The organism is Rhodococcus sp. IEGM 1318, from assembly GCF_033142465.1.
GTDB classification, from domain to species: domain Bacteria; phylum Actinomycetota; class Actinomycetes; order Mycobacteriales; family Mycobacteriaceae; genus Rhodococcus_F; species Rhodococcus_F qingshengii_B.
This window is the reverse complement of the sequence record NZ_JAWLSC010000012.1, coordinates 54182-73361: the sequence shown is the minus strand read 5'-3', so window position 1 is coordinate 73361 and position 19180 is coordinate 54182. Positions and strand designations below refer to the sequence as shown.

Sequence of the window (19180 nt, the reverse complement as noted above, 5' to 3'; positions counted from 1 at the left end):
TTCCTATCCGATTCGTCCGGCGGATATGACACTCCGCAACATCAGGTCCAATTGCTCGTAGGCTCCCGCAGCCAGTCGTTCGAGCAGCGCAAGTTTCAACTCCGGTGCCTGCGCGGTCAGTTCTGCATATCGCTCCGGAGTCAGGACGGCCACGGTGACCGTCGAATCGGCGCGGATGTCGTTGAGGAAGGGGGTGTCGAGGAACATCGTCATCTCGCCGAACGTCATTCCGGCGGAGAGCGTCGTGATGCGGTGCTCGACCCCGTGCGCGTCGGTGAACATGGTGCTGACCTGGCCACTGAGAATCAGGTAGAACCCCGAGGCCGCTTCGCCTCGGCGGGCGATCTTCTCGCCGCGGGCATAGGTTCGCGTCTCCAATTCTGCGGAGAATCCCTCGATCTGTGCCGCGGACAGAGCATCGAGAACTGGGTGGTCCTCGATCGAGATCGTCGACGCCTGCCGATCGGCTTCACAGTGCACCGCGAGCAACGTGTCTTCGCACCACTGCATGGCGGAATCGAGGTCCGCAAACACCCGACCACTTCTTCTGGCGGGGTCGATGCTCGAACTTCGTTGTCCCAGCAATCCTTGCGGATCGACGACGGCCACCGCGCAGGCTTGTTCGGCCAGCTGAACCTGCAGCGCAGTGATCATGCGCACCGCGACGTCGCTGGCGTCGTCGACGCGGCGGACGTCGATGACAACAACTTCGAGGCCCTCGTCCACCGAGCCGATTTCGCGCACCGCCGATTCGGCACCGGTGAAGAGGAGATCGCCGTGCAGTTCGTAGACCCGGCTGCGCTTGCCGACGTCGTCGAGCACAGCCTGTTCGGTCGGGGTGCGTCGCACTCGCGACGGCGCTTCGATGACGCTGTACCTTGCCCGGATCGAGGAGCGTGACGCACGCGTCACGTGGAGGAAGTGCAGTTCGAGTTCCTTCGACAGCGCCCGGGCAGCAGCAACTCCGCGAACACTGTTTCCGTGAACGTCGAGTCTGGGGGAGTACACCGCGATGCCGATCTGGCCGGGCAAGACGGCCAGGACCCCGCCGCCGACGCCGCTCTTGGCCGGCAATCCGACCTCCACCAGCCACTTGCCGGCGCCGTCGTACATTCCGCAGGTAGCCATGACGCTGAGGACTTGTTCGACGCCCGCGGGAGCCAGCGCACGCTCGTGGGTGAGCGGATTGACACCGTTGTTCGCCATCGTCGCAGCCATCAGACTCAGATCGCGGCAGGTCACGTCGATCGAGCACTGACGGAAGTACAGGTCGACGGCCTCGTCGGGATTACCGGTGATGACGTCGAAGGATCGCAGCATGTGGCCGATAGCGCGGTTGCGGTGCCCGGTACGGGCTTCGGAGGTGTACACCGATTCGTTGAAGGCCAGCTCGCGGCCTGCATATCGCGAGTACGCGGAGCGAATGCGTTCGAAGCGGGCCTCGGGATTCGGGCCGGCGACCAGTGACGCAGCGGTGATCGCTCCGGCATTGATCATGGGGTTTCGCGGACGTTCGGTGAGCGGGTCGAGGCTGATTTCGTTGAACGGCTCGCCGGATGGTTCGACGTCGATTTTCGCGGCAACCGCCTCGCTTCCCCGATCGGCGAGAGCCAGGGCGTAGGTGAAGGGTTTCGAGATCGACTGAATGGTGAACGGGATTCGCGAGTCGCCGATCTCGTAGACGTAACCGTCGACGGTGGCTATGCAGATTCCGAACGAATCGGGGGCGACCGCCGCGAGTTCGGGGATGTAGTCGGCCAACTCGCCCTCGTCGAGTGATCGGACTTCGTCGAACACTCGCGTTATCAGGTCGTCGACCACAGTTCCCATACGTCGACCTTAAGCTGACATGGCGGTCGTTTCGTGGAACAAGAGTTGTCGAGTTTCGATTGCTACGGATCCCATTTGTCTGTGATTGCGATCACGAGCGATCTGTGAGATTTCGTTGTTACGCGAAGTCACACCGGAATCGGGCCGAGTCCGCGTGTCGGTTCGCCGGAACGCTCCGTAGACTGGCAGCACTGTCGCGAAGACAGCCGCGGCGCGCACCGGTGCAGCTGTGAAGCACGGAGGGAGCGATCTCGTTGGGTGTTCTTGCCCGCATTCAGGGTCCTGACGATCTACGTCAGTTGAGCCACGCCGAGATGACGGAGTTGGCCGACGAGATTCGTGAGTTCCTCGTGCTGAAGGTCGCTGCGACCGGTGGTCACCTCGGGCCCAACTTGGGCGTCGTGGAGTTGACCCTCGCACTGCACCGAATTTTCGACTCGCCGCAGGACGCGATCATCTTCGACACGGGCCATCAGGCCTACGTGCACAAGATCCTCACCGGTCGTCAGGATCAGTTCGACACTCTGCGTAAGCAGGGCGGACTGTCCGGGTATCCGTGCCGCGCCGAGAGCGAACACGACTGGGTCGAGTCCTCTCACGCTTCCGCCGCGTTGTCCTATGCCGACGGCCTCGCGAAGGCCTTCGCGCTCACGGGCCAGAATCGCCACGTTGTTGCCGTCGTCGGTGACGGCGCCCTGACCGGCGGAATGTGTTGGGAAGCCCTTAACAACATCGCAGCCGGAAAAGACCGTTCGGTGGTGATCGTCGTCAACGACAACGGTCGCTCGTACGCGCCGACCATCGGCGGCCTCGCCGACCATCTTTCGGCACTGCGCACCGCACCGAGTTACGAGCGTGCCCTCGACAGTGGCCGACGCATGGTCAAGAAGTTGCCCTGGGTCGGGCGCACTGCATACTCCGTCCTGCATGGGATGAAGGCCGGTCTCAAGGACGCGGTCAGCCCTCAGGTGATGTTCACCGATCTCGGTATCAAGTACCTCGGGCCGGTGGACGGTCACGACGAAGCTGCCATGGAATCGGCGTTGCGCCGGGCGAAGGCTTACGGCGGGCCGGTCATCGTTCACGCCGTCACCCGCAAGGGCAACGGTTATGCACACGCGGAGAACGACGTGGCCGATCAGATGCATGCCACCGGCGTCATCGATCCCGTCACAGGTCGCGGCGCCAAGTCGTCCGCGCCGGACTGGACGTCGGTCTTCTCGGCCGCATTGATCGAGCAGGCTTCGCGTCGTGAGGACATCGTCGCCATCACCGCGGCCATGGCCGGGCCAACCGGACTCGCGGCCTTCGGTGAGAAGTTCCCCGATCGGATGTTCGACGTCGGTATCGCCGAGCAGCATGCGATGACCTCGGCCGCCGGCCTGGCGCTGGGTGGACTTCACCCCGTCGTCGCTATCTACTCGACGTTCCTCAACCGAGCTTTCGATCAGTTGTTGATGGACGTCGCTCTGCTCAAGCAACCGGTGACAGTCGTGCTCGACCGCGCCGGGGTCACCGGAGTCGACGGCGCCAGCCACAACGGCGTCTGGGATCTTTCGCTCCTCGGAATCATTCCCGGGATCCGCGTCGCGGCACCGCGTGACGCAGACACACTGCGCGAAGAACTGGACGAGGCGCTTCTCGTCGACGACGGCCCGACGGTCGTACGGTTCCCGAAGGGTGCTGTACCCGAAGCTATTCCGGCAGTGAAGCGACTCGACGGAATGGTCGACGTTCTCAAGGCCAGCGAGGGTGAGCGCGGCGACGTGCTCCTCGTCGCGGTGGGCCCGTTTGCATCCTTGGCGCTCGAGATCGCGGAGCGGCTCGACAAGCAGGGCATCTCGGTTGCCGTGGTCGATCCGCGGTGGGTTCTGCCGGTCGCGGATTCGCTGGTGAAGATGGCGGACAAGTACGCGCTCGTGGTCACCATCGAAGACGGCGGTCTGCACGGCGGCATCGGTTCGACGGTCTCGGCTGCGATGCGTGCCGCCGGCGTGCACACGTCCTGCCGTGACATGGGCGTTCCCCAGCAATTCCTCGATCACGCCAGCCGCGAAGCCATCCACAAGGAACTCGGACTCACGGCTCAGGACCTCTCGCGCAAGATCACCGGCTGGGTGGCGGGGATGGGCAGCGTCGGCGTCCACGTCCAGGAGGACGCGTCCTCGGCGTCGGCTCAGGGTGAAGTCGCGCAAGGCTGACAGCTCGTCTCACAATAATCTCGAAAAGCGGTGGCCCGCGGATCAATCCGAGGGCCACCGCTTTTCGGTGTGAAACCGCGAGATCTCGCTACTGGACGGATTCGAGTGTGCTGCCTCGCGTTTCCTTCACGAACCTCAGGACGACGAACAGCGACAGTAGCGCCATGACGGCGTATCCGGCGTAGGTGTAGGACAGATTCCAATCGGCCAGGGCCGGGAACGTCCAGGACACCAGGAAGTTCGCGACCCAGTTGGTGGCGGTGGCGATTCCGACTGCAGCGGCGCGTACCCGGTTCGGGAACATTTCGGAGATCAGTACCCAAACCACGGGACCCCAGGACAAAGCGAAGAAGAAGACGAACGCGTTGGCTCCGATGAGTGCGATCGTGGCGTTGGCGCCGGAAAGCGTCGCTACGGATTCACCGATCTCGTTTTTCGTCACTGTTGCCGAATGGAAACAGAACGCTGCGGTGCCCAGCGAGATGGCCATGCCGATAGAGCCGACTAGGAGCAGCGGCTTCCGCCCGACGCGATCGATGACGGCGATGGCGACAAACGTACCGACGATGTTGACCAGGGCGCTCACGACGCTGATGAGCAGCGAGCGATCGGCTCCGAAGCCAACTGCCTGCCACAGGGTGCTCGAGTAGTAGAAGATCACGTTGATGCCGACCAGTTGCTGCAGTGCGGCGAGCGCGATGCCGACCCAGACCAGATGGGATACGCCGAGCCGCTTCGAGAAGAGTTGACGCACCGTGGTTTTGGCTTGTTTCTCGCTGAGTGAATCGCGAATCTCGTTCATGCGCACGGTGACGGCGTCGTGATCTCCGCCTTCGAGATCGGAGATGATCTTGCGTGCACGATCGTCCTTGCCTTGCGCCACCAGGAATCGTGGAGACTCCGGAATCGTGGTTGTCATGATCAGGTACAGGACTGCGGGAACGGCCTCGAGCATCAACATCCACTGCCAGGCTTCGAGACCAGCGATCTGATTGCGATCGCCACCGGCCGCGGCTTGGAGTGCGTAGTTGACCAACTGCGATACAGCGATTCCGAGAACGATCGCCAATTGGTACATCGAACCGAGGCGACCGCGTATCGCGGCGGGGGAGATCTCGGCGATGTAGGCCGGGGCGATGACGGATGCGAAGCCCACTGCCAGGCCGCCGACCACTCGCCAGAAGGTGAGGTCGTAGACGCTGAACGGAATTGCGGAACCGACGGCGCCGATGATGAACAACACCGCGGCTATCTGCATGACGCGGATTCGGCCGAGGCGATCTGCGAGTGTGCCTGCGATCCAGGCGCCGAGTGCTGCGCCGAGCAGGGTCAGTGAGACCGTGAGCCCGGTGCCCGAGGCGCCGATGTCGTACTTGTCCCGGATCGCACCGACTGCCCCGTTGATGACGGCGGTGTCGTATCCGAACAGAAAACCGCCGAGCGCGGCGGCGCCGGCGAAGAGCACTGCATGCCCGACGTCGGCGCGAGTAGCGCCGGTTCCACCGCCGGCGGCGGTTCCGCTGAATGCCATTCCTGCCCCCTCAAAAGGCCCTACGGTCGACACCCCGATGCGTCGATCCATCCGCGAGCACTCTGCACGCTACGCCCACCGGGGCAGATTTGGCGGGGACTCACGCGCCGTTATCCAGCTGAGTCCATTCAGAGGTCGAATCAACCGGTCGCAGAGATGGAGTATTGATTGCAGTGATCATGCAAACAATAAGAATGATGCAGTTGAGAGCGGTTTATTTGCCCGCGAGGCGCTCGGCTTTTGTCGCGATGTCAGGCTTCAGGGTGAACCCACTCGTGTAGTTCATGCCGTGGGAGTTGGCTTTGACGACCGTGCGGGAGGGAGCCTCGACCTCGGTGACCCACATGTCTTCGGTTGCTTCCTTGCCCATCATCTTCCGAGTTTCACGCCACTTGGTGCCGACGGCGTATCCCTCTCCGGCGAGACGTTCGATCCGGATCACGCCGGAGAGGGTGTCGGGGAGACCCCGTTACTAGGCGGTCGTGCGCTTTGCGGCTTCGCTCAACGCCGGTGTGATCTGGCCGAGTACCCACGGCGTGCTGAGGACGTTGACGTTGCTCAGTCCACCGATGACGCGGGTGTCGCTGAGGAAGGCGGTAGATCCGCGCTTGACCGCGTCGAGCCCGCCGACCGCAGGGATGCCGGACGGATCGCCGGAGCCGTCGGTGAAGCCGACGATCACGTCGGCATCGATGTCGGCGATATTCTCGTAGGAGATCGTCTTGAAGAAGGTTCCGCCTGCGTTGTCCGCCGCGAGCTTCTCGACGCCGGGCGCATTGACGAATCCGAGTTCCGTCAGCACCTGGACACGCGGATCGGTGGGCAGGTAGACGTTGATGTTGCTCGAATCGGTGTCGAAGTTAACCACTGCAATTGTCTTTCCGGCGAACTCCGGGTGGGCTGCAGCGGTATCGGCGAGAGTTGTGTCGAGGCCGTCGACGAGCTTTTCGGCCTCTTCGCTCTTACCGACGGCTTTGCCGACGATACGGGTCTGGTCCTGCCAGTTCGTCTGCCACGCTGCGCCGGGGTAGGCAGCCGTCGGTGCGATCTTGCTCAGCTGGTTGTAGACGGACTCTTCGAAGCCCTCGTACGGCGCCAGGATCACATCCGGTGTCAATGACGCAATGGTCTCGACCGGCGGCTCGCCGCTCGCCGGCATGTCGAAGAGTGTGGTCTTGTCCGCGTCGAAGTAGTCCTGCGCCCACGGCATGACGCCGTTGTCGTCCGCGCCGTAGGTGTACTTGGGCTGTCCGACCGGAGTGAGATCGAGTGCGTACAGGATGTCCTGTGCGTTCCAGCCGAGAGTGACCAGCCGTTCGGGCTTGGATTCGATCGTCGTCGTGCCGAATGTGTTCTCGATGCTGACGGGGAATCCGTCCGCACCTTGGGATGTCGTGGATGTGTCTGAATCCGAGGAGCAAGAGACGAGTGCCGTGACTGCGATGGCAGCCGCACCGAGGGCGGCGAAGCCCCGAACAGATGTTTTCATGAAGGGCAGCCTAACCTACTGAATTTCGGCAGCCAAACGAAACCGATTGCGCCGTTTATGCAGGTGGGAGTCGAATCTAGATCGTGTTTCCTGTTGCGCGGTTTCGGTGGGCGATACGTTCCTTGTGCGATCACAGCAGAAGATTCTCGCCGCCGCTCTCGGACTGATCGAAGGTGGCGGATTCGAGGCTGTGAACATTGCCGCAGTTGCCACCGCGGCCGGTGTATCGCGACAGACGGTGTACTCGATTTTCGGTACGCGTGAAGAGGTCGTCTCCCAGGCGATGGGCGGTCTCGCCATCGAGGTTCTCGGGGAGATTACGGCACAGGTGGAGTCGGTCGACACGGCGTGTGACTATGTCGTCGAATTCATCGTTGCCGCGCGAACTGCCGTGCGTGCTCACCCGGTTCTGGCGACACTGCTCTTGGCCGAGCGTGGAAATCCCGTCTTCGATCTCGAAATGATGAGTCGAGCAATACCTTTCGCTGGTCAGATGCTCGCTCCCATGGTCGAACGTGGTCTCGTCACGGAGGCGGAGTTGGGTGAGATAGTGGAAATTGCCGTGCGCCTGGGGCTTTCGGTTATTGCTTTCGACAGTGAACTCGTCCATTCCGACGACTCCCTGCGGGCCTTTCTCGGGCGATGGCTTGGACCCGCGATGCGATCGACCTCGTAGATTGTCGTTGTGATCAATGCCTTGACACTTTATTGCGAGAGTGTCTAGTTATTGCGAGAGTGTCTAGCTTTGGCGTGCCCGGAATTCTCTGGCGACATTCTTCGAAGGAGCACCAGTCATGTCCGGAGTGAAACGTAGATCGTTCTTGGCCGGTACGGCCGCCGTGGGAGTTGCGATGATGGCGCCACGCACTGCCAAGGCTGCAACCGGGGTTCCGCTGACACGTGAAGAGCACCGCGTCGTGGTAGTCGGCTCAGGTTTCGGGGGCGGGGTGACGGCCCTGCGCCTGGCCGAGGCCGGGGTTCCGGTCACCCTGCTGGAGAGAGCGATTCGGTGGCAGACGGGGCCGAATGCCGAAACTTTTCCGCATCCTGCACGCCCGGACAAGCACATCCTCTGGTATCAGTCCAACCCCAGGTCACCGACGTCGAACGGGCAGCTGACGGGCGGTGGCGCGTGCACGTGGACCGGACCGATATTGCCGGCACGGTTCTCGAGAACAAGATCGTGACGACGGATGCGCTGGTGATGGCTGCCGGCAGCATGAACACCACCAAACTCCTGGTCCGCGCCGCGGCAACGGGGCGGATCACCGACCTACCGGACGAGCTCGGCGCGGGGTGGGGGACCAATGCCGACCGGATCTACATCTCGTCGGATCTCGCCGAGAACTTCGGTGCCACCCAGGGCGGGCCTGTTGTCTACGGCAGCCGAAACTGGGAGGACCCGCTCAGCGCGTTCACCGTCATACAGGCGTCGTTCCCTCCCGTGGCGTTCGACGCCCACAGCACGGTGATGGTCGGATTCGGTGTGAGCAGCGACCGAGGTCGGTTCGTGTACGACTCAGCGCGGGGTGAGGCGGTGCTCCGTTGGCCGAAGGACGGGGATTCGGCGATCCAGCAAGGCCACATCGGGCCGGCGGCCCACCAGATCGCGGCAGGCGGTCTACTCACCGACACGAACGCGATACTGCCGTCCACGTGGCATCCCCTCGGCGGTGCCTGCATGAACTCGGTGTGCGACCTCGACGGTCGGGTTCTCGGCCAGCGGGGGTTGTACGTGCTCGACGGTGCTCTGCTGCCGGGAAACTCCGCCGCGTGCAATACGTCGATGACTATCGCCGCAGTGGCGGAGCGCGCGCTCGAGAACATCGTGAAAGACGATGTGGGAACACTCTTCTGAGCCTGCGCAAACGTCACGGACGGCGTACCCGAAGGCGCGCCGTCCGCGACGGGTCTATCGACTTTCTCAGACGCTGGCAACACCGGGCGCGAGGAAGCGCTTGCCGTTGACAGCCTCGGAGGTACCGGTGCGGTCCAGGTACGGCGTGATACCGCCGTTCCAGAATCCGAATCCGCCGCCGAGCAGCAGGCAGAGGTCGATGTCCTCGGCCGCCGCTACGACGCCCTCGTCGAGCATGATCTGAATTTCCTCGGCGAACGCGCGACGTGTGCGCTCTAGGACCTCTTCCGAGGTGGACGCCTTGTCCCCCTGCGGCCACAGTGCGGCAACCTCGGGGTCGACGGCCTGACCGTTCTCGCCCCAGGTCCACACGCCGGGCTTGCGGGCCTCGACGAGTGCTTCGAGTCCGGGTGAGCTCTTGAACCGGTCCGGGTACGACTCCTGCAGGGTCTCGCCGGTGTGCAGTGCCACTGCGGGTCCGACGAGAGCCAGCAGCGTGAACGGCGACATCGGCATACCGAGTTCGGCGATCGCATTGTCTGCGACGTCGAAGGGGGTGCCTTCGTCGACAGCGGACATGACCTCACCCAAGGTGCGGGTGACGAGGCGGTTGAAGACGAATCCGGCCTTGTCGCCGCAGAGGACGGCGGACTTCTTCAGCGACTTCGCGGTCGCGAAAGCCGTTGCGAGAGTTGCGTCGTCGGTCTTTTCGCCCTTGATGATCTCGAGGAGGGGAAGCACGGCCACCGGGTTGAAGAAGTGGAAGCCCACCACGCGCTCTGGATGCGCGAGCCCGGACGCCATCTCCGTGATGGAGAGCGAGGAGGTGTTGGTCGCGAGGATGGTTTCGGGAGCGATGAACTGCTCGAGTTCCGCGAAGACCTTCTTCTTGACGTCCATGTTCTCGAAGACGGCTTCGATGACGAAGTCGGTCTTGGCGAACGCGGCCTTGTCGAGCGAGCCGGAAACGAGTGCCTTGAGGCGGTTCGCGGCGTCGGGGGACAAGCGTCCCTTGCCCTGAAGCTTCTCGATCTCGGTGTGGACGTAGCCGACACCCTTGTCGATGCGCTCCTGGTCGATGTCGGTCAAGATGACCGGCACCTTGAGCTGGCGGACGAAGAGCAGCGCGAGCTGGCTCGCCATGAGGCCGGCACCGACGATGCCGACGCCGCTGACCTTGCGAGCGAGTGAGCGATCGGGTGCTCCGGCGGGACGCTTGGCGCGCTTGTTCACCAGATCGAAGGCGTACAGACCAGCACGGAGCTCGTCCGTCAGCAGGAGGTCGGCAAGAGCCTCGTCCTCGGCCGCGAAGCCCTTGTCGAGCGAAGCGGCATCGGTGATGTCGGTGCTGCGAGCCAGTTCGAGCAGCTCGACGGCCTTGACAGCGCCGGGTGCATTGCCCTTGGTCTTGCCGTCGACGATCGCCTTCGCGCGAGCGATCGCGTCGTCCCAGCCCTGGCCACGATCGATCTCGGGGCGAGCGGGGGTGACGGTGCCGGCGAGGACCTGCGACGCCCAGGCGAGGGACTGCTCGATGAAGTCGGCAGAATCGAGAACGACGTCGACGACGCCGAGTTCGAGTGCCTTCTTGGGGGAGAGCACCTTGTTCTGGTTCAGCGAGTTCTCGATCACCACGGTGACGGCGTTGGACGGGCCGACCAGGTTGGGGAGCAGTTGCGTTCCGCCCCAACCGGGGACCAGACCGAGGAATGCTTCTGGAAGGCCTAGCGCGCCCGCGTTGGCGGCAACCGTGCGGTAGTGGCTGTGGAGGCCGACTTCGAGGCCGCCGCCCAGGGCGACGCCGTTGATGAAGGCGAACGTGGGAACTGAGGACTCACGTAGGCGTCGGAACACTTTGTGGCCCAAGCGGCCCAGCTCGAGTCCCTGCTCACGCGAGGTGATCGCGGGAACACCCTTGAGGTCCGCGCCGGCGGCGAAGATGAAGGGCTTGCCGGTGACCGCGACGGCAACCGGGTTGGCGGCAAAGGCTTCGTCGAGGGCAGCGTCGAAAGCTGCGAGTCCGCCGGGACCGAAGGACGATGGCTTGGTGTGGTCGAAGCCGTTGTCGAGGGTGATCAGTGCAAACGGGCCCTCGATACCGGGAACCGAGATGATCTTGGTGTAGGCGTTCGTGACGACCTCGTCGGCGAATGCTGTTGCAATATCAGACATTTAGTTGACTCCTGCCTGGTAGTCAGCGTGGTTCGGGTTCTCCCAGATGACGGTGCCGCCCATACCGAGGCCGATGCACATGGTGGTCAAGCCGTAGCGCACGTCGGGGCGTGTCGCGAACTGGCGGGAGAGCTGGGTCATCAGACGAACGCCCGAGGAAGCGAGGGGGTGGCCACACGCGATGGCGCCGCCCCACTGGTTGACGCGTGGGTCGTCGTCGGCGATTCCGTAGTGCTCGAGGAACGCGAGGACCTGGACGGCGAACGCCTCGTTGATCTCGAAGAGTCCGATGTCCTCGATCTTCAGGCCGGTGCGGGCCAGGAGCTTCTCCGTGGCGGGAACCGGGCCGATGCCCATGACGGCGGGGTCGACGCCCTGGTAGGCGAACCCGACCATGCGCATGCCGACCGGCAGGCCGAGTTCTGCTGCGGTGTCCTCACCGGCGAGCAGGGCGGCGGTGGCGCCGTCGTTGAGTCCGGCGGCGTTACCGGCGGTGATGCGTCCGGCCGGGCGGAACGGAGTCTTGAGCTTCGCAAGATCTTCGACGGTGGTTCCGGGGCGCGGCGGCTCGTCCTCGGTGGCCAGACCCCAGCCCGCGGAACTGCGAGTGGCGACGGGGACCAAGGTGTCGGCGATGAAGCCGGCCTTCTTGGCAGCCTCGTACTTGTTCTGGCTGCCGACGGCGTATGCATCCGTGCGTTCCTTGGTGATGGTCGGGAACCGGTCGTGCAGGTTCTCGGCGGTGTTACCCATCACGAGGGCGCTCGGATCGACCAGGCGGTCGGCGAGGAAACGCGGGTTGGGGTCTGCGCCCTCACCCATCGGGTGGTGGCCCATGTGCTCGACGCCACCGGCGATCACGACGTCGTACTGGCCGAAGCCGATGCCCGACGCGGTGGTGGTGACGGCGGTCATCGCGCCGGCACACATGCGGTCGATGGCGAATCCGGGAACGGTTTCGGGGAGACCGGCGAGGATCGCAGCGGTGCGGCCGATGGTCAGGCCCTGGTCACCGGTCTGCGTGGTGGCTGCGACAGCCACTTCATCGATCCGTGCGGGATCGAGCTGCGGATTGCGGCGAAGCAGCTCACGAATCGCCTTGACGACGAGATCGTCTGCGCGCGTGTCGGCGTACATGCCTTTCGGGCCGGCCTTGCCGAACGGGGTGCGAATGCCGTCGACGAAGACGACGTTGCGTTGGTTGTTTGTGGATGGAGCCACGCGAATTCCTCCTGATGGAGCTGCCCACCACTCCGAAGTGCGGTGAGACGTTGGTTCGGCGATCACGGCCAGGCGTCCGGCCTCGTATCGAGCGTACTACTGCCCATTACTGACCGGTAACTTAACGTGCCGAATTGCTCCAACCCCACACCGGGGTCAGCTCAGGATTCTGTTTCTTCCTCTTCGGGCTCGGCCGGGACCACGGAGTTCAGGGCCTCGGCGAGGACGGCAACCGTCAAAGTGCGTTGCCAGCCACGTGCGCCGCCGGAAGTGAGCTTGGTCTCGATTGCACTCTCGACTTCGGCGATGTCCGAGTCGGGTTCCAATTTCCAGTCCCAGCACAGGCGCCTGACCAGGTCGGGTTGGAGCAGATTCTCGACCGGTACCGAAACCTCTTTGCTCAGGTCCGACAGTGCTGCGCGCGCCGCCGTCAACCGGTCGGCTGCCGCCGGATCCTGGCGGGCCCAGCGACCGGCGGCCGGTGGCCCGACGATCGGCGGAGTCTTCGGTGGAAGCTCACACTCGGGGAGCCTGCGCGCCGCTTCCAGTGCGTCCATCCACACGCGTGAATAACGGCGCTGACGTGGTCCGCCGAAGACGGGAAGCGAGCGGAGCGCGTCCAACGACTGAGGATCTTTGAGAGCGGCATCGATGATGGCGGAGTCAGGAAGAACCCGACTCGGCGACACGTCGCGCTTGCGTGCGAGATCCTCACGTGCCTGCCACAGCGCCCGTACCGCCGCCAACTGACGGGTGGTCTTGAGTGAGGTGATGTGCGACGTACGACGCCAACGGTCAGGCTTGGGCTTGGGCGGGCCGGCCAGACGGATGTACTCGAACTCTTCCTTCGCCCACTCGAGCTTGCCTTGGGATTCGAGTTCGGCCTCCATCGCGTCGCGCAGCTCGAGAAGTACTTCGACGTCGAGGGCGGCGTAGTTCAACCACGCGTCCGGCAGTGGGCGCGTCGACCAGTCGGCAGCGCCGTGCCCCTTGCGAAGTTCCACCCGCAGGGTTCGCTCCACTATCGCGGCCAGCCCGACTCGCTCGAAACCCGCCAGTCGTCCGGCCAGTTCGGTGTCGAAGAGTTCCGCCGGTGTCAGGCCCAATTCGGCGAGGCCGGGGAGATCTTGATCCGCAGAGTGCAACACCCATTGCAACGGATTGATCGCCTCGGCCAACGGCTGTAGATCCTGCGCCGTCGGAATCGGATCGAGCAGGAACGATCCTGCGCCTTCGCGTCGGAGCTGGATCAGGTACGCCCGTGCCGAATAGCGGAATCCGGATGCCCGCTCGGCGTCCACGGCGAGCGGGCCGTGGCCGGAAGCCAGCGCGGCTGCGGCGCCCGCGACGCCGGCGGCAGTGGTGATGACTTCCGGAACTCCGTCACGAGGTACGAGCAGCGGAACTACGTCGGAGGTGGGCTCGGTAGCATCATCGGTGACTTCGGACATGGTCACTGACTCTACGTCGCAGTGGGGACAGTGGTTGTCACCTCAGCCTCGAACAGTTCGTCGAGAGCTGCCCCGAAACCTTGCGCGAGCTGGTCTAATTCGGGTGCCAGATCAGAGCAACTGACAATGCCGACGTCGAGTTTTCCGTCGAGCGACATCACCGTCACGTTGAGGCCCGCCCCGTGAAAGATCGGACCGAGTGGGAACATTCCTTTGATCTGCGCGCCCAGGAAGTAGAGCGGGACCGGCGGCCCTGGCACGTTGGAGACCACCAGGTTGGACACGACGGGGTGACGTTCGGCAAGTTTGAGTGACGAGTACACGCGCATGGCAGCGCCGAACACTGCCGGCGATGCGAACTGCGACCAGTCTTGAAGCATGTTCGCCCCCAGTGCTTCGTTGTGGTTCTTCGAGGTGGCGTTGTAATCGCTGATCGCGTGCAGGCGTTCGACCGGATCGGCGATCTGGGTGCCGAGTTGCGTGAACATGCCCGAGATCTGGTTCGTGCCCGGCCGATCGGATTTGCCGTGGACAGACACCGGCACCATGGCGACGAGGGAATCCTCCGGCAGTTCGTCCCGGTCCTCCAGATACTTACGCAATGCTCCGGCGCAGAGCGCGAGAACCACGTCGTTGACCTTCACGCCATGACGGTCTTTGACGGCTTTGACCTTCGCGAGATCGAGCTGGCTGAACGCGACGTTGCGGTGACCGGTGATAGCGCCGTTGAACGAGGTTCGCGGCGCGGTGAACGGTGCAGGCATGGCTTCACCCTTCCGTGCGCGCGTCACCCACTTGGGAAGCATGGCGATTCCGCCGGGAACTAATCGGGCAATTCGTGCGGGCCGTGCAATCACGGCCATGAGCCCACCGATCGCGATGTCCAGCGTTCCTGCGTCGCCCGCGCCCTGAGCGTCGGGGTCCACCAAGGCTGCTGAATCCGGTTCGAGGCTGCATAGCTGAGCCAGGATGTTTGCGCCGGTTATGCCGTCAGCGGCGCTGTGATGGATCTTCGACATGACCGCGATCTGTCCGTCGGCGAGTCCCTCGATGACCCACATCTCCCACAGCGGACGCGACCGGTCCAATGGCTGGCTGGCGATGTGCCCGGAGAGTTCCGCCAGTTCCGCGTGGGTGCCTGGCGCGGGTACCGCGGTCCGATGGCAATGCCGCTCGATGTCGAAATCGTGATCGTCGACCCACACCGGGTAGTCGAGATTGAGGCGCGAATCCTTGAGCTTGCGCCGGAAGGTCGGCATGGTCGCCATCCGCGAGTCCAACTCGCGAAGCAGCTTCCGGTAGTCGTAACCGCCCGGGATGGTCGTGGGGTCGAGCAGGACAAGTCCACAAACGTGCAATAGCTGGGTCGGTGTTTCCAAGTAGAGGAAGGTCGCGTCGAGTCCGCTGAGACGTTGCATGACTCATTTTAGAACAGGTTCTAGTATTTTCCGGCGGAATGCTCAAACGAGCAGCGGAGTCAGTCGTTCTGCCGCGACAGCGTGGTTATCCCGGCGGGAGGAAGTCCCGCGGCATAGGCGAGAACTTCACAGAAAGCCTCGACGTGGTGAGCCAGTTCGGACGAAGTTGCAGTCCAGGACGCTCGGAGTTCGAGCTGATGGGCTCGGGGCGGCCCGGCAATGTCGCCGTAACGCACCGATGTCGTGGCCGTGACCGTGCCGCCCAGGGCGACAAAAGGTTCCGGCCCCGCTTCCAATGCGTCCACCAGCCAACTCCAGGCTACTTCGGGGAGTAGTGGATCCGCGGCGACAGCTTCGTCGAGATCGGCCTGAATATAGGCGACCAACCGCATGGTGCCGTTCCACGCCTCGTCGCCGTCCGGATCGAACAGCAGGATGAGGCGGCCGAAAGCGTCACCTTCGGACTGCTCTGCCACGACGTCGGAGTCCGGATGCAGCACCTCCGCCCCCACAGCGTGGCTGTACGGAGCGAGACGTTGCGGCGGACGGATGGGACCGACCTCTATCTCGGGCCGAACCCGCGCAGCGGTCATCGCCTCCACGGCGGCACGGAACTCGGCCGGGTCGGCTGTCGATCCGGATGTCGTCACAGGTCAGGACGTTAGTCGGGGATGCGGGCGGGTAGGTGGAGGCGCGCCGACCGAGAGTGGCTCGGGTGTGGGGGCGCTCACGAACCGCTCGGGTGTCCGATCCGGAGTGTGGGGCATGGCAGCATTGAGTCGATCGAAGACACACGTTGGCGGAGAGCGCGAGGACTGATGAGCGGGTTGGACAACATGAATTCAGGCACCACCGGGTCGGCGGAATACAGTGCTCGGCGAGTTTTGCCCGACGCACCGTTGCTTGCCGCGGCGACCGGACGCACTCCGAGTCGACGGCCGGTGTGGTTCATGCGCCAGGCCGGGCGTTCGTTGCCCGAGTACCGCGAGATCCGCGCGGGGATCGGCATGCTGGAATCATGTTTCGATCCGGCGCTGGTTTGTGAGATTACGATGCAGCCGGTGCGCCGTCACGACGTGGACGCGGCAATCCTGTTCTCGGACATCGTTGTTCCGCTCAAAGCCGCGGGAATCGATCTCGACATCGTTGCCGGCGTCGGACCGGTGGTTGCCAATCCGATTCGCTCCGTCGCCGACGTCGCAGCACTCCCGCGTTTGGTCCCCGAAGAGGTAGGCGCAATCGCGCAGGCCGTTCGGCTTCTCACCGCCGAGTTGGGCTCGACTCCGCTGATCGGTTTTGCCGGAGCGCCGTTCACGTTGGCGTCGTATCTGGTCGAGGGCGGTCCGAGCCGGAACCACGAGAAGACCAAAGCGCTCATGCACTCCGACCCGAAGACCTGGCACGCGTTGCTCGGAAGCTTGGCCGACACCACGATCTGCTTCCTGCAAGCGCAGCTCAAGGCAGGTGTCGACGCAGTCCAGTTGTTCGACTCGTGGGCTGGCGCACTCTCGCTGGCCGACTACCGGGAATTTGTTCTCCCGCATTCCGAGCGCGTATTCGCCGAGGTTGCCGCTGCCGGCGTTCCGCGCATCCACTTCGGTGTCGGAACCGGTGAACTCCTCGGCGCGATGGGGGAGGCCGGCGCCGACGTCGTGGGTGTCGACTGGCGAATCCCGCTCGACGTCGCGGCTGGTCGTGTCGGTCCGGGCAAGGCGCTCCAGGGCAACCTCGATCCCGCCGTCCTGTTCGCCGGACCCGAGGTGATCGATCGCGAGGTACGACGGATCGCCGCCGAAGGGGATCGCGCGATCGAAGCCGGTGCCATCGGCCACATCTTCAATCTCGGCCACGGCGTACTTCCCGACACCGATCCCTCGGCGATCACCGCGGCGGTGGAGCTGGTGCACTCGCTGTGACGACCACTCGGCCGTCGGTTGCGGTGATCGGAGGCGGAATCTCCGGTCTGGTTGCCGGGTACCGGCTTCGCCGCAGCCTGGGTTCCGATGCCGACATCACGGTCGTCGACGACTCGCCGCGACTGGGCGGGAAGCTGCGAACAATCGATCTGGGCGGCGGCCCGATCGACATCGGTGCCGAGGCGTTCATCGCCCGTCGGCCCGAGGTTCCTGCGCTTCTCGCCGAGCTGGGACTGACTGATCAGATCGTCTATCCCGCTGGCCTGAGCCCGTTGATCTGGTCGCAGGGCTCACTGAATCGGTTGCCCACCGGAACCCTGATGGGAATCCCGGCGTCGGCGGAGTCGGTGCGAGATCTTGTCGACGAGCAGACTCTGGCGCGCATAGCGGCCGAGCCGGACGTCCCGTTCGAGTGGACCCGCGGTTCCGATTGCAGTGTTGCCGAATTGGTTTCGCAGCGATTCGGTGATCAGGTGGTCAGCCGATCGGTGGATCCGCTTCTGGGTGGGGTGTACTCGGGGCTGGCGGAGACCATCGGTGTCCGCGCAGCACTACCGACGCTCGCTGCGACGCTCGATGCCGGGGCTCAGAGCCTCACGGATGCAGTCGCGGCTGCGTTGCCGACACCTGCACCCGGACCGGTGTTCGGAGCGCTCAGGGGCGGTTACGGTGTCTTGCTCGATGCGCTGTGGGAGGCCGCCGACGCGAAGTTCGTCCGCGGAGAGGCTTCAGGGTTACGCCGGGACGGGACGGGTTGGAACGTCGATCCGCTCGGCAGCGTCGACGCGGTCATTCTGGCGGTCCCGGCGCCGCGTGCAGCGACGCTGTTGGCCGGAGTTGATCCGAAGATCGCGAGGATCGCTGCGCGGATCGAACTGGCATCGTCCGCGGTGGTGGCGCTCCGGCTGTCCGGCAAGGTCGATCTTCCGCAGAATTCGGGGATTCTTGTTGCCACCGACGCCGACCTGACCGCCAAGGCGTTCACGTTGTCGAGTCGAAAATGGACGCACCTCGCTGATCGCCGAGAGCATCTCGTTCGGGTGTCGTTCGGCCGATTCGGCGCATCGGAGGTCGTCGACCGGCCGGACGGGGAACTGATCGATCTCGCGCGGGCCGATCTCGAGGTCGTGACCGGAATCACCGAGAGGCCAGGAGCCAGCTTCGTCCAGCGGTGGCACGGAGGTCTTCCCCAGTACGCCCCAGGTCACACGGAAATCGTGGCTGAAATCGAGTCCGAGATGACGCAGTTCGACGGTCTCGAAGTGGCCGGGTCATGGCTGCACGGCGTCGGGGTTCCGGCGTGTGTCGCAGTCGGCACGACGGCGGCTACACGGATATTCGAGCGAGTGGCACGATGGACGCATGGCACGCCTTGATTTCGACAAACTGAACTCTGAAATCCGATACCTCATGTTCTCCGTGTTCCAGGTGGAACCCGGTGTGCTGGGCGATGATCGGGAAGCTGCGGTCAAGGACGCCCGCTTGTTCTTCGAGGGTCTCGAAGACAAGGGCGTCGTGGTTCGCGGCATCTACGACGTCGCCGGCTTGCGCGCCGACGCGGACTTCATGATCTGGACCCACGCGGCCAGCATCGAGGAGCTGCAGGCCGCGTACGCGGATTTCCGTCGCACCACGGTCCTCGGACAGGCGAGTGCCCCGATCTGGAGTAACTCGGCGGTGCACCGCCCCGCGGAGTTCAACAAGAGCCACGTGCCCTCCTTCATCGCGGGTGAGGATCCGGGCGACTACATCTGCGTCTACCCGTTCGTCCGCTCGTACGAGTGGTACCTGCTCCCCGACGAGGAGCGTCGCAAGATGCTCGCCGATCACGGTATGGCTGCTCGTTCGTACAAGGACGTTCGCGCCAACACGGTCCCCGCCTTCGCTCTGGGGGACTACGAGTGGATCCTCGCGTTCGAAGCACCCGAACTCATTCGTATCGTCGACCTGATGCGTGATCTGCGCGCCACCGAAGCTCGCTTGCACGTTCGCGAAGAGGTGCCGTTCTTCACCGGGCCGCGCGTGGACATCGAGAAGTTGGTTCTTTCCCTTCCCTGATCTACCTCGAAAGTAATTTCTGTGACAACTGCACC

General features: G+C 64.0%; 14 protein-coding genes and 1 pseudogene. 6 read left to right on the top strand and 9 right to left on the bottom strand.

Annotated elements, in window-relative coordinates; translation table 11 throughout:
- Window positions 1-3 precede the first annotated feature (3 nt).
- Window positions 4-1830, bottom strand: coding sequence for a glutaminase A (gene glsA / locus R4P65_RS25065; RefSeq protein ID WP_317828542.1), 1827 nt, complete (start codon window positions 1828-1830; stop codon window positions 4-6).
- A 254-nt stretch (window positions 1831-2084) separates the two neighbouring features.
- Between glsA and dxs the strand changes: the two genes are divergently transcribed.
- Window positions 2085-4031 (top strand): 1-deoxy-D-xylulose-5-phosphate synthase, encoded by a 1947-nt coding sequence (gene dxs / locus R4P65_RS25060; RefSeq protein ID WP_317828541.1) that lies wholly within the window; start codon window positions 2085-2087, stop codon window positions 4029-4031.
- 88 nt (window positions 4032-4119) lie between these two features.
- Here the strand turns inward: dxs and R4P65_RS25055 are convergent, their stop codons facing one another.
- From R4P65_RS25055 to R4P65_RS25045, 3 genes are all read right to left on the bottom strand, one after another.
- Window positions 4120-5562, bottom strand: a complete 1443-nt coding sequence (locus tag R4P65_RS25055; protein ID WP_317828540.1) for a sugar porter family MFS transporter — start codon at window positions 5560-5562, stop codon at window positions 4120-4122.
- A 214-nt stretch (window positions 5563-5776) separates the two neighbouring features.
- Window positions 5777-6004 (bottom strand): hypothetical protein, encoded by a 228-nt coding sequence (locus tag R4P65_RS25050; protein ID WP_317828539.1) that lies wholly within the window; start codon window positions 6002-6004, stop codon window positions 5777-5779.
- 30 nt (window positions 6005-6034) lie between these two features.
- Window positions 6035-7051: an iron-siderophore ABC transporter substrate-binding protein gene (locus R4P65_RS25045; RefSeq protein ID WP_317828538.1), complete on the bottom strand. Its 1017-nt coding sequence runs from the start codon at window positions 7049-7051 to the stop codon at window positions 6035-6037.
- Between the two features lie 124 nt (window positions 7052-7175).
- Between R4P65_RS25045 and R4P65_RS25040 the strand changes: the two genes are divergently transcribed.
- Window positions 7176-7727 carry a TetR/AcrR family transcriptional regulator gene (locus R4P65_RS25040; protein WP_317828537.1) on the top strand — a complete coding sequence of 184 codons (552 nt, stop codon included), beginning with the start codon at window positions 7176-7178 and terminating at the stop codon, window positions 7725-7727.
- Between the two features lie 118 nt (window positions 7728-7845).
- Window positions 7846-8909, top strand: a pseudogene (locus tag R4P65_RS25035) (GMC oxidoreductase).
- A 66-nt stretch (window positions 8910-8975) separates the two neighbouring features.
- On the opposite strand, the gene R4P65_RS25030 reads toward R4P65_RS25035, so the two are convergent.
- The 5 genes from R4P65_RS25030 to R4P65_RS25010 form a co-directional block, all read right to left on the bottom strand.
- Complete coding sequence (locus R4P65_RS25030; RefSeq protein ID WP_317828536.1) at window positions 8976-11081, bottom strand: 3-hydroxyacyl-CoA dehydrogenase NAD-binding domain-containing protein; 2106 nt, start codon at window positions 11079-11081, stop codon at window positions 8976-8978.
- Entirely contained in the window at window positions 11082-12302 is a 1221-nt protein-coding gene (locus R4P65_RS25025; protein WP_317828535.1) for a thiolase family protein, read from the bottom strand. It lies immediately after the preceding gene.
- Between the two features lie 161 nt (window positions 12303-12463).
- On the bottom strand, window positions 12464-13753 hold the full coding sequence (locus R4P65_RS25020; RefSeq protein ID WP_317828534.1) for a ribonuclease D: 1290 nt from the start codon (window positions 13751-13753) through the stop codon (window positions 12464-12466).
- Between the two features lie 11 nt (window positions 13754-13764).
- Window positions 13765-15171 (bottom strand): wax ester/triacylglycerol synthase family O-acyltransferase, encoded by a 1407-nt coding sequence (locus R4P65_RS25015; protein WP_317828533.1) that lies wholly within the window; start codon window positions 15169-15171, stop codon window positions 13765-13767.
- 59 nt (window positions 15172-15230) lie between these two features.
- Window positions 15231-15821, bottom strand: a complete 591-nt coding sequence (locus tag R4P65_RS25010; protein WP_003942604.1) for a DUF3000 domain-containing protein — start codon at window positions 15819-15821, stop codon at window positions 15231-15233.
- A 168-nt stretch (window positions 15822-15989) separates the two neighbouring features.
- Here R4P65_RS25010 and hemE point away from each other — a divergent pair, with 168 nt between their 5' ends.
- The 3 genes from hemE to hemQ are packed head-to-tail and all read left to right on the top strand — an operon-like array spanning window position 15990 to window position 19145.
- Window positions 15990-17087 (top strand): uroporphyrinogen decarboxylase, encoded by a 1098-nt coding sequence (gene hemE, locus R4P65_RS25005; RefSeq protein WP_230817213.1) that lies wholly within the window; start codon window positions 15990-15992, stop codon window positions 17085-17087.
- A complete protein-coding gene (locus R4P65_RS25000; protein ID WP_317828532.1) occupies window positions 17084-18463 on the top strand; it encodes a protoporphyrinogen oxidase in 1380 nt (459 codons plus the stop codon). Before hemE ends, R4P65_RS25000 begins: the two co-directional genes overlap by 4 nt.
- Window positions 18450-19145, top strand: coding sequence for a hydrogen peroxide-dependent heme synthase (gene hemQ / locus R4P65_RS24995; protein WP_019748269.1), 696 nt, complete (start codon window positions 18450-18452; stop codon window positions 19143-19145). Before R4P65_RS25000 ends, hemQ begins: the two co-directional genes overlap by 14 nt.
- Window positions 19146-19180 lie beyond the last annotated feature (35 nt).

What these genes read in the sequence shown, in the direction of transcription:
- hemE (WP_230817213.1), top strand. Translation starts at nt 15,990, where the DNA reads ATGAGCGGGTTGGACAACATGAATTCAGGCACCACCGGGTCGGCGGAA.
- glsA (WP_317828542.1), bottom strand. Translation starts at nt 1,830, where the DNA reads ATGGGAACTGTGGTCGACGACCTGATAACGCGAGTGTTCGACGAAGTC.
- R4P65_RS25015 (WP_317828533.1), bottom strand. Translation starts at nt 15,171, where the DNA reads ATGCAACGTCTCAGCGGACTCGACGCGACCTTCCTCTACTTGGAAACA.
- R4P65_RS25020 (WP_317828534.1), bottom strand. Translation starts at nt 13,753, where the DNA reads ATGTCCGAAGTCACCGATGATGCTACCGAGCCCACCTCCGACGTAGTT.
- R4P65_RS25045 (WP_317828538.1), bottom strand. Translation starts at nt 7,051, where the DNA reads ATGAAAACATCTGTTCGGGGCTTCGCCGCCCTCGGTGCGGCTGCCATC.
- hemQ (WP_019748269.1), top strand. Translation starts at nt 18,450, where the DNA reads ATGGCACGCCTTGATTTCGACAAACTGAACTCTGAAATCCGATACCTC.
- R4P65_RS25030 (WP_317828536.1), bottom strand. Translation starts at nt 11,081, where the DNA reads ATGTCTGATATTGCAACAGCATTCGCCGACGAGGTCGTCACGAACGCC.
- R4P65_RS25055 (WP_317828540.1), bottom strand. Translation starts at nt 5,562, where the DNA reads ATGGCATTCAGCGGAACCGCCGCCGGCGGTGGAACCGGCGCTACTCGC.